The sequence below is a fragment of the Capnocytophaga bilenii genome, from assembly GCF_017565765.1.
In the GTDB taxonomy this organism is placed as follows: Bacteria; Bacteroidota; Bacteroidia; order Flavobacteriales; family Flavobacteriaceae; genus Capnocytophaga; species Capnocytophaga bilenii.
The window spans coordinates 269,367-285,729 of record NZ_JAGDYP010000003.1; the positions used below are offsets into that span (position 1 = coordinate 269,367).

Genomic DNA, 16,363 nt, shown 5'->3' on the forward strand with positions numbered 1-16,363 from the left:
CTCTTATAAATCATAAAATGGTTTCTTGAGTATATCTTCCAAATCTATACTTTTTAAAACTTTAACTATTTCTTCCGAAGGAGCATCTACTCCCTTAAACGGATTTTCTACAGTTTTTAGTAACGTTTTAAACTCGCTCGAAATGGCTTTGTTAATAGCAGCTTCAATATCTTGTGATGAACTATCACATTGTATCACACTTTCTGCCATTATTCTACCTCTTTGTCTATCACCTATATTTACAGTAGCAATTTTAAAACTTGGAGCCTCTACTATACCACTCGATGAGTTTCCTATCATAGCATCTACATATTGTAATGCCGAAAGGTAGCGCAGTTGCCCCAGAGAGGTAAAACAAACTGCTTTTGAAGAATTTTTAGCCACATACTCTTCTATCATTTGGTTTACAATTCGCCCATCAGTGTCAGAGTTTGATTTAGTAAATATGATTTTGCAATTATCAATCTTATCCAACGCATTTAATAATTGTTGTGTTTGTACTGCTGAAGTTGCTTTTTCAAGTGTAACAGGGTGAAAAGTAACTAAAAAAGTGTATTTTTTATCTAATTTAAAATTAATTGAGGTTTCAAAATCTTCTTTAGATAAAAGTTTTAACTTCAAAATATTTTCAAGAGCTAAAGCACCTATATTAAAAACCTTATTTGGTGTTTCGCCTAATTGTATAATCCTTTTTTTATATATTTCAGTAGCACAAAAGTGTATCTGAGACATTTTGGTAATACTATGCCTAATAGCCTCATCTATTAGCCCCTCTGTTGCTTCTCCCCCGTGACAATGTGCCACAGGAATACGAGCTATCATAGCTGCACTCACTGCCGAAAAGATTTCAAATCTATCACCTAAAACTAAGATAATATCAGGCTTAAGCTCCGCAAAGGCTTCCGAAAAAGAAATCATTGCAAGCCCCATACTTTTAGAGATTCCTACAGGAGTATCAGAAGAAAGAAGAATTTCTATCTTTTTATCAATCGTAAATCCTGCGTTTTCAATATCTTTATAAGTTAAACCAAACTCAGGGGAAAGATGCATTCCCGTTGCAATCAATTGAAGTTGCAATGTTTTATCCTCTTCAATTGCTTTTATAGTATGATGTAGCAAGCCAAATTCGGCTCTTGTACCCGTTATAACACAAACTTTTCTCATAGCTCAATAAAATCATCTTCTTCAAAATCTCTTATCGCCTTGGTACCTATCACCTCATTCCATCGCATAGGCGAAAGCCCCGTGCCAGGTCGTTTAACAATAAGATTCTCTTCTGTAAGCAATTCCCCTTTTTTTATAGCCCTATTAGCTATAATGCTTCTTCTTACAATAGGCTCATTTTTAGCTTCAGAAGCCGATACCTCTTTCACCCCCAAGCCTCCTATCGCTTTTTCTATATTGCGAATAGCACTTACCATAGCTTTTAGCTCTTTAGGCTCAAGAGAAGCCTTATGGTCAGGGCCTGGTAAATTTTTGTCTAAGGTAAAGTGTTTTTCAATTACCGTAGCTCCTAAAGCTACCGCTGCTATAGGTACTTCTATTCCTAAAGTATGGTCAGAATAACCCACCGCTACACCCAATTCTTGCTGAATATGTAGCATCGCCTTTAGGTTTACATCCTCCATAGGAGTAGGATATTCTGTATTGCAATGCAATATCGTAATTTTATCTTTGCACACCCCATTATCAGTAAGCACCTTTACAGCCTCTTTTATTTCTGCAATCGTAGCCATTCCCGTACTCATAATAATAGGCAAACCCATCTTTGCCACTTTAACTAAGTATGGATAATTAGTAATTTCACCAGAAGGAATCTTAAAAAAATCCATATTTAATTCCTTTAGAGTATCTATAGATACTAAATCAAAGGGCGTTGAAGCAAATTTTATATTCTTTGTTTCAGCATATTGTGATAAAATCTTAAAATCAGATAATGGCAAGTGAATTTTCTTAGTCATTTCTAACTGAGACTCTTTTATCCCTAAGTTCTGGATTTGATATTCCGTCATAGTCCCTTTTTTTGTAACAACCAAATTAGGAACTGCAGTTTGAAACTTTACATAATCAGCACCACTTTCTGCAGCAACATCTATTAGCTGCTTGGCTTTATTGAGGTCAGCATTATGATTTACCCCAGCCTCTGCTATAATTACTACCTTTTTCATTTCTTTATTTTCTCTTTTAGTATACTATTCATACTTTCCCAATTTGTAAAAGGTAAAGCCCTATCGTCTATCCATACATCTCCAATAGGTTTCCCCATTACCAATTGATGATATTTAAAACCATTTTTTTTGAGCCAGTCGGTTGTCATTTCAAACTCCATCCAAGTTCTAGCTGTATAAAAAATAATGGTATGCCCCTCATCATATAAAGCATTTACAGAAGAAACAGCATCTTTAAGAGGACGTGCTAATGAACGACTATAGGTCTTTTCTTCAGTACAAATAGTACCATCAATATCTATTATTATTTGCATCTTAAATTGTTTTATAATATTCTTTGAAAGCCCGTATCATCATAAAATTCCCCTTCCATTCTTGATAAGAGTTAGGCAATCCTAAAAAGTCTTTTAACAAACACATCGTACTATCAGCTCCTGCCATAATAGAATTTAAAACACCCCCTCCAAAACGAGGGTTAATTTCCATAAAGAAAAGTTCTTTTTCCTCATTTTCCAATATTTGTAACGTAATAGCCCCTATTAAATTTGTTTTTAGAATAACTTCTTTAGCAAAAGCTTCTATATTTTCATTCTTTATAGTAATTGATTTTATTGACTCTCCCCCTTGAGTTTCTAACCTCTGTCTTGGCACTATAGATAATATCTTACCCGTTTTTGGACTTCTGTAAATATCAATAGTATATTCATTACCTTTTATAAATTTCTGTATTAGGTATTTTTCACGATTTAAAAGGTTTAGAAGTTCAGATTCATTATTTAACACTACAATCCCCTTAGAAGCAGAGCCTTCTAAAGGCTTAGCTATTAGGGGATAGATAGATAAATTAGTATCAGGTACTTTTATATCATTCTTTATACACCATTCATTAGATAATTTTTTATTAAAAAAAATAACACAAGAATCTATGTCAGAAACAGGAATAAAAACATCCTCCTCTTGCAAAATATTTTTCAAATTAGCTGCTATAATAGTAGCGGGGTCTACAAAAGGTAATAGAATATGAATTTTATATTCCTTGATTACCCTCTTCAAATCATCTAAAATAGATTTATCACTCCATTTACACCCTTTTATTACTGTTCCTACGAAAGCAATAGGGCAATCCTCATTCAGTTCATATGAAAAAATAGAAACTTCAAAACCTAATGTTTTACCAGCCTCTATAAATCTTTCTGCAATAGAAACTCTTTTAGCACCTCCTAAAAAAAGAATATTTATTTTTTTACCATTCATTTTAATATAGGTTATTATTGATACAATGAGTATTAATTATTATAACTCATATGTATTACTCCGCTTGGGATATTACAACTCTTATTCCTAACTATTCAGTGTTACCAAGGTCAGTCTCAAAGATATGAAGCATTTCTTTTAAAAATACCCTCCTTTTTTTCTATCCTCCATAGCCGCTTCTGTTACTTTGTCGTCAATACGCGTTTCACCGCGTTCCGAAATGCGCGAAGCCGTAATTTCAGCCACCACTTCTTCCAAGGTAGCAGCATTACTTTCCACTGCTGCCGTACAAGTCATATCGCCCACAGTGCGGTAGCGTACGCGTTTGTTTTGTATTACATCGTTTTCATCAATTTGTATATAAGGCGATACCGCTATCAATCGTCCTTCGTGTTCAATCACATCACGATTATGAGCAAAGTAAATCGAAGGCAAAGCAATCCCCTCTTGTGCTATATAGCTCCACACGTCCAATTCCGTCCAATTCGAAATAGGAAATACACGCACATTTTCACCTTTCTGAATACGTCCGTTGTAGATATTCCAAAGCTCCGAACGCTGCAATTTAGGATCCCACTGCCCAAACTCATCACGTACCGAGAAAAAACGCTCTTTAGCGCGAGCCTTTTCCTCATCGCGGCGAGCACCCCCTATGCAAGCATCAAAGTGAAATTCCTCAATAGTATCCAGCAAAGTATGCGTTTGCAACCAGTTGCGCGAAGCAAATTTACCTTTAGGTTCAGTAAGTCCTTTAGCAGCGATAGTATCTTCCACCTTTCGCACGATTAGTTCAGCCCCCAACTCAGCAGCCAAAGCATCGCGGTAAGCCAAAGCCTCAGGAAAGTTATGCCCCGTATCTATATGCACCAAAGGAAAAGGTATTTTCATCGGAGCAAAAGCCTTAGCCGCCAAGTGCACCAGCGTAATAGAATCTTTACCACCACTAAACAGCAAGGCAGGGCGTTCAAACTGAGCCGCCACCTCACGCATAACGTAAATACTTTCAGCCTCCAATTGTCTCAAATGCTCTTTATTCATCTTCTATATCTTCTATATTTTTATGTCTTTGTTTATTATCTCTGCTAAACATTTTTTGTTTTTTTGCCCCCCGCTGGCGCAAGCTTGCAGCTTGTGCCCAATTCAAAATTCACAATTCACCCGTGCAGTTATTTAGCATTAGTAAAAAATTCCTCTGCTATTTCAGTTTTTGTCAAAGAAGAAGCAACCCCTTCAATGAAGCGCCCTTTACTAAGAGTTTTTTTAGCATCAGCTATTTTTTTTTGAAAAGCCTCACTATTTCTAAATCTTTCAAAAGCACCATCTTTAGTTCCAGGAGTCAACTCATAGGTGTCCCAAGTTTCCCATATATCTTGTTCTTTTGTTACCATAGTTCTTTTGTTTTTCGTTGAATTATAAAAGCCTCATAGTCAGAATTAGAATTAAAGTATTCAAACTCTTCATTTTCCAATTCACCCCAAATAATAAAATCCTCAAGAGCTTGTGTTAAGTATTTTGTAATGCCTCTTCTGTACAATCTGTTACGTGAGTGAGTACTCCCTTTAGCATATACATAAGCATTAGGATACCTTTCTGTAAATAAATAAACCGATTTAACAACAGTTGCTAGTATTTTTTCAGTATCATCATTTGCAGTAACAGCACTATCTTCCCATTCTCCTGTTATAGGATTATTATCCGCCAAAGTCAAATTAAAAATACCTTCAGCTATTTCTTCATAATGTATAATCTTTTTTATAGCACCATTTTTCCCTTTGCTAATAAAATAAAAAGTACATCCATCATCAGGAGCAAATTCATATTGTGGTAGTTCCATATTAGTTAATTTTTATATCGTTTTTTCCAGCAACCACCAGTCCCACCAGTCCTACCAGTCCTACCCGTCCCACTAATTCAAAATTCAGAATTTACAATTCACAATTCAGAATTCACAATCGCCACCTCAAAAAGCGTATGGCTATTGCCACTACCCAAATTGTCGTAAATAGCAACCACCTCCAGTCCAGCACGTTTCACACATTCTATCATATCAGCCGAGTAGTACATCTTGCTGTTACCATTAGCCATAGCCGTAAAGTACAAACTAATTTGCGTCAAGCAGTAAGCACCCGTTTCGTGTTCTTGTCTATCCCAATAAGCCTCCAAAATATACAACCGAGTCGAAGCATCCATCACCTTAGCCACAGCCTTTAGTATCCGTACCACCTCATCAGGCGAGAAGCAATCCAAAAACTGACTCATCCATATCACATCGTGCCCCGTAGGCAACACCGGCGCTTCAGCTAGCAAATTACAAGCAAATCCCTCTATCCGTTCAGCACCCAGCTGTCCGTCAATATGCTTGCGCATCAACCCCAACTGACCAGGCAAGTCCACAATCGTAACATTCACATCCGCATTCTCAGCCACCACCTTCAGAGCAAACCTACCCGTATTGCCCCCCACGTCCAATAATTTGCGTACAGGTGTTTTAAAAATAATCCCCAAGGCATCTGCAAACGAATAGTCAGAGTAATAATGGTCAAAAGCAAACCATTTTTCCTGTGCCTCTTTAGGAAGTTGCGACAACCCCTCGTAGATAGTCGCCCAATTGCCAAAAACCTTCAGTCCAGCAGGCTTACCAGTGCGAAGCGCCTCCTCCAAATGAAACATCCCCTCATAACACACCGATTGTACAAAGTCCATATTCACACGCGTAGTCCTATCGCACAACAAATACCAACCCGTTTTTGTAAGGTGAAACGTGTCATCCTCCTTCACCATTACCGTCCCTATCGAAAGCGAAGCCTCTAAAAGCACCTGCACCGCATAAGGCGACAGCCCCGTAACATTTGCTATTTCAGCCTGCGAAAGTCCTAGCGGAGCGTTGTACAGCACCTCCAAAATGCCCAACTTTACCATCAAGTGCGACACCTGAAAAGCAATAGGAGCAAAGGCAATCTCTTGAGCCAAGCGTTGTGCTTGCAATGCAGTTTTCGTTTCGGTAGTATATTGTTTATCCAAATCAGGAGTTAAGTTCATAAACCACAAATCACTAATATCAGCTGCAAAGATACGAAATAATTTTAAATTACGAATTTTGAATTGCGAAAATTCACACCCCACCAATTCCACCCATAGTATATTTTCGCACACACTTTGGCAAACTTTAAGAGTTTGTCAAAGTTTTTCTACCCCACAATTCAAAATTCAGAATTCAAAAGTACATTTTCGCACACACTTTGGCAAACTTTCAGAGTTTGACAAAGTTAATTACTCTGATAATCAATCGCTTTTATTCACATTGTAGGGGCGATTGGCAAATCGCCCTCACGAAACAAAACTTTTCGGACAGGCTCTTTTTCTACCCCCTAATTCAAAATTCTTCTCCGTACCCTCCCAATTCAAAATTCAGAATTCAGAATTCAAAATTGTTCCCCAGCGAACCTTGAGCGAAGGATGAGCGAAGGATCACCGAAGGATAAAAGCCCGTGCGGCTCGCACAGAGCTGGCGCAGCCGAGTATGTGACGAAGGAATGTCGGCAAGGATAACCTCTCACAATTTAAAAAAATAAAGAAAAATTTGGCAGATATTATTTTATTTCGTACCTTTGTAGTGTAAAAAATCAAAATAAATAAATCATTATGAAACAACGAGTACCAGTATCACAGATTATGAGTAAAGACCTAGTCGTTCTTACTCCCACACAGTCACTTTACGAAGCCGAACGCCTATTCAAAAAGCACAATATTCGCCATATACCCGTAGTTGAAGGCGATAAGCTCATCGGTATCGTAAGCTATTCCGACTTGTTGCGCATCAGCTTCGCTGATATGACCGATGGCGAAGAAGAAGTAACCTCAGTAGTGTACGATATGTACACCATACCCCAGATAATGGCAAAAAGCCCCCTAACGGTTGATGCCAATACCTCTATCAAAGAAGTAGCCGAGATATTATCACAACAAAGTTTCCACTCCATACCCGTAGTTGAAAACGGCAAATTAGTAGGGCTCGTTACCACTACCGATTTGGTGAAATACCTCCTCGAACAGTATTAATAAACAACGAATGAACGATTCAACAAACGAATTAACATTAGAACTCACCGAAGTATCCCCTCAGTTGCTCTTCGGCGAAGACGAAAGCAATATCAAGCATCTCCGCAACTTATTTCCCAAAGTGAAAATAGTAGCACGAGGCAACAAGCTCATCGCCTTCGCCGATGCGCTGCAACTCAATGATTTTGAAAAACAAATCAAAAAACTTATTGCCTATGCCAATAAGTACAACCAGCTAACCCCCCATATCATCGATCGTATCTTTGAAGATGAAGCCGCTCCCGATAAGGCAATCATTGCCAAAAGCGACATTATCGTACACGGCAATAATGGCAAAATTATCAAGCCACAAACCAAAAACCAGCAAGAACTCGTCAAGCTGATGCAAACCAACGATATGGTCTTTGCCGTAGGACCTGCTGGTACAGGGAAAACTTACGTAGGGGTAGCCTTAGCCGTAAAAGCGCTCAAAGAAAAGCAAGTGCGCCGTATTATCCTTACGCGCCCTGCCGTAGAAGCAGGCGAAAATTTAGGCTTCCTACCCGGTGATCTTAAAGAAAAGTTAGATCCTTATATGCAGCCCCTCTACGATGCCCTACGCGATATGATACCCCCCGAAAAGCTAAATGCTTTTATCGAAGCAGGGATTATTGAAATCGCACCTTTGGCTTTTATGCGCGGACGTACCTTAGACAATGCCTTTGTCATACTCGATGAAGCTCAAAACACCACACACGCACAAATGAAAATGTTCCTTACACGTATGGGGTGCAATGCCAAATTTATGATTACTGGCGACCCTGGTCAAATCGACCTGCCTCGTAAAGTATCCTCCGGACTAAAAGAAGCGATGCTCATACTCCAGAACGTAAAAGGCATCGCTTTCCTCCATCTAAACGATACCGATGTGGTGCGACATCCCTTAGTGCGACATATTATTGAAGCGTATAAAACCGCTGAAAATGAGTAATTGTGCGTAAAGTGTAAAAATTGTTGTTAAATACATTTTTTATTTTGGTAGTTGCAAAAATGTTTGTACATTTGCAGCGAAATTGTAAATAGAGATTACGATGAAAATAGCAGTTATAGGCACAGGTTATGTGGGTTTAGTATCGGGTACTTGCTTTGCCGAGATGGGCAACAAAGTAACTTGCGTAGATATAAATGCCGAGAAAATAGAAAAACTCAAGCAAGGTATTATTCCTATCTACGAACCTGGTTTAGAAGAAATGGTACTGAGCAATGTAGCTCATAAAAACCTATTTTTCACTACTAATATAGCTGAGGCTATCAAAGAGGCTGAAGTGGCTTTTATAGCCGTAGGTACCCCTATGGGCGATGATGGTTCAGCCGATTTGCAATATGTTCTATCTGTAGCTCAGTCTATAGGCGAAACTATGCAGGGCGAACTTATAGTAGTTGATAAATCAACCGTACCTGTTGGAACTGCCGATAAAGTACGTGCTACTGTGCAAACTGCTTTAGATAAACGCGGGGTAAGTTACCCTTTTCACGTGGTGTCCAACCCCGAGTTCTTAAAAGAAGGAAAAGCCATTGAGGACTTTATGAAACCCGATAGGGTCGTAATAGGTGCTGATAATGAGCAAGCCCTCAAAAAAATGAAAGAGCTTTATAGTCCGTTTTATATGCAAAATGAACGAATGATAACAATGGATATTCGTTCAGCCGAGATGACTAAATACGCTGCCAATACAATGCTGGCTACCAAAATATCGTTTATGAACGAGATAGCCAATATCTGTGAGCGTGTAGGCGCTGATGTAAACAAAGTGCGTATCGGGATAGGCTCTGATAGCCGCATTGGCTATAGTTTTATTTACCCCGGCTGCGGTTATGGAGGGTCGTGTTTTCCAAAAGATGTGTTAGCACTCAAAAAATTAGCAGAAGAAGTCAATTATAAGGCAGAATTGATAGAGTCCGTAGATAATGTAAATAACCGTCAGAAATACGTAATAGCACAAAAGGTAATTAAGAAATACGGCGAAGACCTTACAGGTAAAACATTTGCAGTTTGGGGCTTGTCGTTCAAACCCGAAACTGACGATATGCGCGAGGCACCTGCTATCTACATTATTAAAGAATTGGTAAAGAGAGGTGCTAAGGTACAAGCATACGACCCTAAGGCAGTACACGAAGCGAAAGTATGCTACCTAAAAGGTATAGAGGTTACCTATGTAGACAGCAAATACGATGCTTTGAAAGGGGCAGATGCCTTGTTGTTGCTTACTGAATGGAAAGAGTTCCGCGTTCCCGACTTTGAAGAAATTGCCAAGTTACTAAAAGAAAAAGTAATCTTTGACGGACGCAATCAGTACAACGCTTTCAACTTGCCTCAAAAAGGCTGGGAATATATCCAAATAGGAGTATAGAAATAGAGATATGAAAATATTAGTAACAGGAGGAGCAGGCTTTGTGGGCTCAAACCTTTGTGAAGCCTTAGCAAAAAACACTAATAATGAAGTATATTCGTTAGATAACTATTTTACAGGTAGCCGAGAAAACCACGTAGAGGGGGTTACTTATATAGAAGGTAGTACCGAACATATTTTTGAATTGATAGATTTTGTTCCAGATCTTGTGTATCACTTAGGTGAGTACTCACGTGTAGAACAAAGTTTTGATGATATAGATAAAGTACTTTTATTTAACAAAATAGGTACACTAAAAGTATTAGAGTTCTGTCGCAAACGCCACTGCAAGATAATATATGCAGGCAGCAGTACTAAATTTGGTGATGGGGGATTGGGCAAAGACCAAAGTCCCTATGCGTGGAGTAAATCATCCAATACCGAGCTAGTGAAAAACTATGGAACTTGGTATGGTTTGGAGTATGCTATAGTCTATTTTTATAATGTATATGGCAAGCGAGAGATACGTACAGGTAAATATGCAACCCTTATAGCGCTTTTTACTGAAAAAATGAAGAAAGGCGAACCACTTACAGTAGTAAGTCCGGGTACGCAGCAGCGCAACTTTACCCATATAGATGATATCGTAGCAGGGCTACTCATCGTTGGCGAAAAAGGTAAAGGCGATGGTTATGGTATAGGAAGCCCCGAAACTTATTCAATTTTAGAAATAGCAAAACTATTTGGTGGAAAAATAGAAATGTTACCAGAGCGCAAAGGCAATCGTATGACCGCCGAAGTGGTTACCCAAAAAACAGAAGAGCTTGGCTGGAAAGCTCAAAAGCATATAAAGAAATTTATAGCAAGTTTGTAAAATAATAAAATAATAAATTAAAAATAACTGCCATTGCGGTTCTCATAGGTGAAAATACTAGTAACAGGAGCAGCAGGCTTTATAGGAGCCTTTGTTTGTAAATCTTTAGTAGAAAATGGACATCAAGTTGTAGGAATTGATAATCTTAATACTTATTATGATGTAAATCTGAAATATGGAAGATTAGCATTTTTAGGTATTGAAAAAGATAAATGTGTTATAAATAAGCTTGTAAACAGCAAGTTATACCCTACATTTCAATTTGCAAAAATGGATATTACCGATAAGCAAACTTTGGCATCATTGGTTAAAGAGCAACAATTTGAGGTAATATGTAATTTAGCGGCACAAGCAGGTGTAAGGTACTCTATTGAAAATCCAGATTCATATATACAATCTAATATATTGGGTTTTACTAATATATTGGAGTGTTGTCGTCATTTTTCAGTAAAACATTTGGTATATGCAAGTAGTTCAAGTGTATATGGAATGAATGCTAAGATTCCTTTTTCTGAAAAGGATCAAGTTGATGCCCCAGTAAGCCTATATGCTGCTACTAAAAAAAGCAATGAATTGATGGCACATACTTATACTCATCTTTATAAGTTTGCAAGTACTGGATTGCGTTTTTTTACTGTTTATGGTCCTTGGGGGCGTCCTGATATGTCACCTATTTTATTTGCCAATGCCATCGCACAAGAAGAAGCTATAAAAGTGTTCAATAACGGCGATATGGAACGCGATTTTACTTATATTAATGATATTGTAAAAGGTGTGGTAACTATTATAGAAAAACCTATTACAGATTTTAGGTCTCTGTACAAAATATATAATATAGGAAATAATAATTCTGTAAAGTTAATGGACTTTATAGCTACTATTGAAAAATATATGGGTAAGAAAGCTAAAAAAGAGATGTATCCTATGCAAATGGGAGATGTAAAACGTACTTGGGCTGATGTAAGTGAATTAATAAAAGACTATAACTATAAACCTTCAACAAGTATAGAAGAGGGTATAAAACAGTTTATAACTTGGTATAAAGAGTATTATAAAATTAATTAATATGAAGAAGTGTCTTTTTCTTGATTATCAAAAATCTGATAAAGCAGCAGAAAATCGTTTAAGTTTAGTTATGCAAGGCTTTAAAGAAAATAATTTTTCCGTAGATTATATTTATATAGTAAAAAATAAATATATATATATATATGATATACTAAAACAAATAATTAGGTATTTTAGATTATTATCTAAGATGGATAAAGGAGATATTCTTTATGTTTATGGTGAAATTCATTTACCTTTTTTACTGCTTTATGCAAAAAGAAAAGGAGTTAGAATTTTTACCGAAAGAACAGAATACCCATTTGAAATTATTTTTCCTGAGAAAGTAAGTTATAAGACAAAAACACTAAGTTACCTCTATAGGAAAAGTTTAAAAAAAATGGATTTATTTATCGTTGGAACTTATGCTTTAAAAGAATATTATCAAAGATTTGCAGCAGAGGAAACTCAGTTTTTAGTAATACCATTCTTAATTGATTTAACTAAATTTCAAGATGGTATAAATATAAAAAAAGAGAACATTATTACTTATTGTGGTTATATGGGGAGTAATAATAAGGATGGAGTAGAAAACATTATAGATGTATTTTGTAAAAGTGAGTATGCATATAAAAACTTTAATCTGATTTTAATAGGGGATGCAGCTCCAGATGAATTTCAAAAGTTAAAAGAAATTGTAGCACAAAGAGATAGTAATAAAAAGATTATTTTTACAGGAAGACTAAAAGAGCATCAAGAAGTAATAAACTATCTAATGAAATCAAAACTACATATTTTAGCTAAGCCTAATACTAAAAGAAATAAAGGTGCTTTTCCTTCTAAGATAGCAGAATATTTAGCAACATCTACACCTTCTATTGTGACAAATGTAGGAGATGTCTCTATTTATCTAAGAGATAATGAGAGTATTTTTTTAGTGGAACCAGATGATAATATGAAATTTTCTGAAAGACTAACTGATGTTTTAAAAAACAAAGAGCTTATGAGTAAAGTTGGTAAGAAAGGTAGAGAGGTTGTAGAGGAATATACTCCTAAAAAACAAATAAAAAAAATATTAGAATTTGCTAATTTTGAAAAACAATAATTTTATAAAATCTTTTTTGATATATGGATTAACATCAGGAATTAGTCGATTTGTATCTTTATTGTTAATTCCTTTATATGTCAGGATTTTTTCTACTTCAGAAAATGGAGTAATAGATATGATTCAAACTATAATCCAAGCATCAATGATTTTTGGATTATTGCAATTGGAGTCATCACTCCAGCGTTATTATTATGAATTAGATAATAGAAATAGAAAGATAATGATTTCAACGATTATTATTTTTGTATTTGTTTTATCATTGTTAATATCTATTTCATTGTGTTTATCAGCAGATAATATTTCAACCTATTTTTTTAAAACAGATCTTTATTCAGTAGAAATTTGTATTGCTGCTATGATAATACCACTTATTAATATTAGTATTTTAAACTTTATTATTTTACGTTATAAGAAAAGATCTATTGTTTTTTCAGTAATAACATTTATACAAGTGCTATTAACTTCATCTTTAATAATTCTTTTTTCTCTAAATTTTAAATGGGGTATTAAGAGTGTTTTTATAGGACAATTATTTGGTTATTTTTTTGTTATAGTAGCTCAGTTTGTATATATAAAAAATGATGTTGGGTTTATTTTTAATAAAGAAGCATTAAAAAAATATTTAAAATTTTCTCTGCCGGAGCTCCCAGCTCGGATAGGAAGTGAAAGTGTTAGTAGAATGAATCGTTTTATATTAATTACATATCTTTCTACTTCTGCATTGGGTATTTATGCAGTAGCTGTAAAGTTTGCTTCTTCTATAGAACTAATAAATAGTGCTTTTATTATGTCTTGGAAACCTTATATGTATGAATCGCTGAAAACTGATAATTATAAAACAAAATTCTTACAAATATACAAAACAACTCTATATTTTTCTTTTTTTATTATAATATCTCTATCATTATACTCACCAGAAATAATTTCTTTGTTTACTACACGAGAATATTATGAGGCAAAATTTTTATTACCAGGATTATTTTTATTTAATGGCTTATATATTATTAAAAGTGTAGTTGATATAGGGCCAAGTGTTTCTAAAAAAATGATATATGTCACTTATATTTATTTTACAGTAGCTATAATAAATATTGTTTTCTTATTTTTAGGAGTCAAAGCTTTTGGATTAAAAGGAGTCGTCTACGCATTGATTTTGACAAATTTTATACTTATTATTTTTAGTTGGTACATAACAGAGAGAATACATCCTATTGGATTTGAAATAAAAAAATTCATTATTAAATTTCTGTTATTATCATTTATAATATTGATACTAATGAATGTAGAATTGCATTTGGTAATTAGAGTATTTATAAATTTGTTTTTAATGGTGTTTTTTTTAATATATGTATTAAAAAATAAAGAATTATGGAGAAAATTGCATTTTTAGGAGATTTTGTTTTAACAAATATTATAAATAATAAGAATAGTTATTTTTTAGACTTTATAAAATTTATAGAAGATAAAAAAATTAAAACTATTATAAACTTAGAATCTCCCGCTATAGAAACAAATATGAAGAGAATAAAAGAAAAGATTACTCTTCATTGTTCAAAAGAGGATTTAGCTTATTTGAAATGTTTTAACCCTTACCTAATTAATTTATCTAACAATCATATTAATGATTACGGGAATGATTCGGTTGAACTAACTATAAGAACATTAAAAGATAATAATTTAGCTTATTGGGGAGTTGGATATGATCAAGAAAAAGAAAAAAAAATTTTTTTTAAAGATGAGCAAACAAAAATAATTTATCTGAGTTATTGTTCTCGTACATCAGATTTAACAGGAAGTAGATTGTTTGCTGAAAAAGAATTTATAGGGGGGTGGCAAGAAGATATAAATGAGATAGCATATTTCAGAAAAGAAAATAGTAATTATTTTATTATTGTTAATATTCATTGGGGAATTGAGAATATTAAATATCCAGAAACTGAAAAATGTTTATTAGCTAGAAAAATTATAGATGCTGGAGCAGACTTGATAATAGGACATCATCCTCATATTATACAACCTTTTGAAATATATAAGGGGAAGTACATATTCTACTCTATAGGGAACTTCTATTTTCCAAGTATTATAGAATTTGAACTACAAGGGAAAACGCAATTATTAGAAACTCTTCCTCATCAAAAAAAAGGAATAGTGCCAATAATAGCTGTAGCAGATGAAAAATTGATAATAGAACAAATTTTATTAGTTGAAAATTTGGAATGTAATCAAAAAATAACTAAAAATTTTAAACTACAAAAGATTGTAACTAACACATTAATATATAATATTAAAACAAAAAGTTATTATTATATAGGGAAGATTTGTGATTTTATAAGATATAAATTGAAAATAATAATCACTAATCCTAAATACTTTTTCAAAAATTATTTCAAAAATTATTCTTATGGAAAAGAAATTAGTTATAATACAGGATGGAATGCTTTTCCCTCAGAGGATAAATGCATTTGAATCTTTAAAGTTAGAGATTATTACACGAGAATTTCTCAAAAATAATTTTCAAATAATCAATACTACTTTTGAAAAGATTGTTAATAGAGGGGAACAGATAACAGACAGTTATATTTTTTATGCCAGTTCTCAAATACCTGAAAGAAAGGCTTATATAGATGATGTATTGTATTATTTAAATATGCCTATTAATAACAATATACTACTTCCTAAATATGAAATTTTTAAGTGTCACGAAAACAAAGGATTTCAGGAACTATATAAAAATATGATAGGATTGAAAAGTTTAAATGGCACTTATCATATAGATAAACAAGAAAATAATGAATTTCCTTTTGTATTGAAGCTATTAGAAGGATATGGTAGCAGAAGTGTTTTTTTAGTAAAAAATAGTATTTCTTTAAAGAAAATATATCATTCTAAAGTGGTATTAAAAAACAAATATCTTTTATTGAAACACTATCTTAGGTCTTTTTTGGGTAGAAATACAAAAGAGAAAAAAAATTATGAAATACAATTACAAACAAGGAGATATATAACGCAACCTTTTGTACCTAATCTAGAGTATGACTATAAAGTATTAGTCTTTTTTGAAAAGGTGTATGTTTTAAAACGTTACGTTAAGAAAAATGACTTTAGAGCTAGCGGAAGTGGTTTATGGGAGTTTACTGATGACAAAAATGTTCCAAAGGCAGTTTTAGATTTTTCTTACAGCTGTTATGAAAAATTAGATCTTCCCTTTGTTTCCTTAGATATTTGCTCTGATGAGAAACAATGTTATTTAATAGAATTTCAGGGAAATCATTTTGGTCCTGTTACACTACTTAACTCAAAAGGATATTTTGACTATAACCAATCTTGGAATTTTATAACAAAAACATCTGATTTAGAAATAGAAATAGCAAATAGTTTATTGGCATATATTCAAAAAAAGAAATAAATCTTTTTATTTATAAATATATTTTCTTTATATTTGTAAATTACAATTTAGTACAATATTTTTTAATAGACTTTTAAAAGA

The 16,363-nt window shown here is 34.0% G+C and carries 17 protein-coding genes; 9 read left to right on the plus strand and 8 right to left on the minus strand.

The window, feature by feature from the left end; genetic code table 11:
• Positions 1-3: 3 nt before the first annotated feature.
• From neuC to J4N46_RS05695, 8 genes are all read right to left on the minus strand, one after another.
• On the minus strand, positions 4-1,164 hold the full coding sequence (neuC, locus tag J4N46_RS05660) for a UDP-N-acetylglucosamine 2-epimerase (protein ID WP_009416924.1): 1,161 nt from the start codon (positions 1,162-1,164) through the stop codon (positions 4-6).
• The gene (gene neuB / locus J4N46_RS05665) at positions 1,161-2,168 is read right to left on the minus strand and encodes an N-acetylneuraminate synthase (protein ID WP_009416925.1); all 1,008 of its coding nucleotides are present in this window, start codon (positions 2,166-2,168) and stop codon (positions 1,161-1,163) included. The genes neuC and neuB overlap by 4 nt, the downstream gene beginning before the upstream one ends.
• Positions 2,165-2,482, minus strand: a complete 318-nt coding sequence (locus J4N46_RS05670; RefSeq protein WP_009416926.1) for an LNS2 domain-containing protein — start codon at positions 2,480-2,482, stop codon at positions 2,165-2,167. The genes neuB and J4N46_RS05670 overlap by 4 nt, the downstream gene beginning before the upstream one ends.
• A gap of 1 nt (position 2,483) precedes the next feature.
• On the minus strand, positions 2,484-3,422 hold the full coding sequence (locus tag J4N46_RS05675; RefSeq protein WP_208058484.1) for an ATP-grasp domain-containing protein: 939 nt from the start codon (positions 3,420-3,422) through the stop codon (positions 2,484-2,486).
• A gap of 138 nt (positions 3,423-3,560) precedes the next feature.
• Positions 3,561-4,460 carry a sulfate adenylyltransferase subunit CysD gene (gene cysD / locus J4N46_RS05680; protein ID WP_208058485.1) on the minus strand — a complete coding sequence of 300 codons (900 nt, stop codon included), beginning with the start codon at positions 4,458-4,460 and terminating at the stop codon, positions 3,561-3,563.
• Positions 4,461-4,588: 128 nt separating this feature from the next.
• Positions 4,589-4,810, minus strand: a complete 222-nt coding sequence (locus tag J4N46_RS05685; protein ID WP_208058486.1) for a hypothetical protein — start codon at positions 4,808-4,810, stop codon at positions 4,589-4,591.
• Positions 4,804-5,256 carry a DUF6934 family protein gene (locus J4N46_RS05690; protein ID WP_208058487.1) on the minus strand — a complete coding sequence of 151 codons (453 nt, stop codon included), beginning with the start codon at positions 5,254-5,256 and terminating at the stop codon, positions 4,804-4,806. Before J4N46_RS05690 ends, J4N46_RS05685 begins: the two co-directional genes overlap by 7 nt.
• Before the next feature lie 98 nt (positions 5,257-5,354).
• A complete protein-coding gene (locus J4N46_RS05695) occupies positions 5,355-6,461 on the minus strand; it encodes a class I SAM-dependent methyltransferase (protein ID WP_208058543.1) in 1,107 nt (368 codons plus the stop codon).
• A gap of 603 nt (positions 6,462-7,064) precedes the next feature.
• On the opposite strand from J4N46_RS05695, the gene J4N46_RS05700 reads away from it, so the two are divergent.
• The 9 genes from J4N46_RS05700 to J4N46_RS05740 all read left to right on the plus strand — a co-directional run bounded on the left by J4N46_RS05700 (position 7,065) and on the right by J4N46_RS05740 (position 16,282).
• Entirely contained in the window at positions 7,065-7,481 is a 417-nt protein-coding gene (locus J4N46_RS05700; protein WP_208058488.1) for a CBS domain-containing protein, read from the plus strand.
• A 10-nt stretch (positions 7,482-7,491) separates the two neighbouring features.
• A complete protein-coding gene (locus J4N46_RS05705; RefSeq protein ID WP_208058489.1) occupies positions 7,492-8,451 on the plus strand; it encodes a PhoH family protein in 960 nt (319 codons plus the stop codon).
• 100 nt (positions 8,452-8,551) lie between these two features.
• Positions 8,552-9,871, plus strand: a complete 1,320-nt coding sequence (locus tag J4N46_RS05710; RefSeq protein WP_208058490.1) for a UDP-glucose dehydrogenase family protein — start codon at positions 8,552-8,554, stop codon at positions 9,869-9,871.
• A 10-nt stretch (positions 9,872-9,881) separates the two neighbouring features.
• Positions 9,882-10,724 carry an NAD-dependent epimerase/dehydratase family protein gene (locus tag J4N46_RS05715; protein ID WP_208058491.1) on the plus strand — a complete coding sequence of 281 codons (843 nt, stop codon included), beginning with the start codon at positions 9,882-9,884 and terminating at the stop codon, positions 10,722-10,724.
• Between the two features lie 48 nt (positions 10,725-10,772).
• A complete protein-coding gene (locus tag J4N46_RS05720; protein WP_208058492.1) occupies positions 10,773-11,789 on the plus strand; it encodes an NAD-dependent epimerase/dehydratase family protein in 1,017 nt (338 codons plus the stop codon).
• Between the two features lies 1 nt (position 11,790).
• Positions 11,791-12,873, plus strand: a complete 1,083-nt coding sequence (locus J4N46_RS05725; protein ID WP_208058493.1) for a glycosyltransferase family 4 protein — start codon at positions 11,791-11,793, stop codon at positions 12,871-12,873.
• A complete protein-coding gene (locus J4N46_RS05730) occupies positions 12,860-14,266 on the plus strand; it encodes a lipopolysaccharide biosynthesis protein (protein WP_208058494.1) in 1,407 nt (468 codons plus the stop codon). The genes J4N46_RS05725 and J4N46_RS05730 overlap by 14 nt, the downstream gene beginning before the upstream one ends.
• Positions 14,245-15,342: a CapA family protein gene (locus J4N46_RS05735; RefSeq protein ID WP_208058495.1), complete on the plus strand. Its 1,098-nt coding sequence runs from the start codon at positions 14,245-14,247 to the stop codon at positions 15,340-15,342. Before J4N46_RS05730 ends, J4N46_RS05735 begins: the two co-directional genes overlap by 22 nt.
• Positions 15,278-16,282 carry an ATP-grasp domain-containing protein gene (locus J4N46_RS05740; RefSeq protein WP_208058496.1) on the plus strand — a complete coding sequence of 335 codons (1,005 nt, stop codon included), beginning with the start codon at positions 15,278-15,280 and terminating at the stop codon, positions 16,280-16,282. The genes J4N46_RS05735 and J4N46_RS05740 overlap by 65 nt, the downstream gene beginning before the upstream one ends.
• Positions 16,283-16,363 lie beyond the last annotated feature (81 nt).

Coding starts and splice junctions, on each gene's coding strand:
- neuC (WP_009416924.1), bottom strand. CDS start 1,164: ATGAGAAAAGTTTGTGTTATAACGGGTACAAGAGCCGAATTTGGCTTG.
- neuB (WP_009416925.1), bottom strand. CDS start 2,168: ATGAAAAAGGTAGTAATTATAGCAGAGGCTGGGGTAAATCATAATGCT.
- J4N46_RS05670 (WP_009416926.1), bottom strand. CDS start 2,482: ATGCAAATAATAATAGATATTGATGGTACTATTTGTACTGAAGAAAAG.
- J4N46_RS05675 (WP_208058484.1), bottom strand. CDS start 3,422: ATGAATGGTAAAAAAATAAATATTCTTTTTTTAGGAGGTGCTAAAAGA.
- cysD (WP_208058485.1), bottom strand. CDS start 4,460: ATGAATAAAGAGCATTTGAGACAATTGGAGGCTGAAAGTATTTACGTT.
- J4N46_RS05685 (WP_208058486.1), bottom strand. CDS start 4,810: ATGGTAACAAAAGAACAAGATATATGGGAAACTTGGGACACCTATGAG.
- J4N46_RS05690 (WP_208058487.1), bottom strand. CDS start 5,256: ATGGAACTACCACAATATGAATTTGCTCCTGATGATGGATGTACTTTT.
- J4N46_RS05695 (WP_208058543.1), bottom strand. CDS start 6,461: ATGAACTTAACTCCTGATTTGGATAAACAATATACTACCGAAACGAAA.
- J4N46_RS05700 (WP_208058488.1), top strand. CDS start 7,065: ATGAAACAACGAGTACCAGTATCACAGATTATGAGTAAAGACCTAGTC.
- J4N46_RS05705 (WP_208058489.1), top strand. CDS start 7,492: ATGAACGATTCAACAAACGAATTAACATTAGAACTCACCGAAGTATCC.
- J4N46_RS05710 (WP_208058490.1), top strand. CDS start 8,552: ATGAAAATAGCAGTTATAGGCACAGGTTATGTGGGTTTAGTATCGGGT.
- J4N46_RS05715 (WP_208058491.1), top strand. CDS start 9,882: ATGAAAATATTAGTAACAGGAGGAGCAGGCTTTGTGGGCTCAAACCTT.
- J4N46_RS05725 (WP_208058493.1), top strand. CDS start 11,791: ATGAAGAAGTGTCTTTTTCTTGATTATCAAAAATCTGATAAAGCAGCA.
- J4N46_RS05735 (WP_208058495.1), top strand. CDS start 14,245: ATGGAGAAAATTGCATTTTTAGGAGATTTTGTTTTAACAAATATTATA.
- J4N46_RS05740 (WP_208058496.1), top strand. CDS start 15,278: ATGGAAAAGAAATTAGTTATAATACAGGATGGAATGCTTTTCCCTCAG.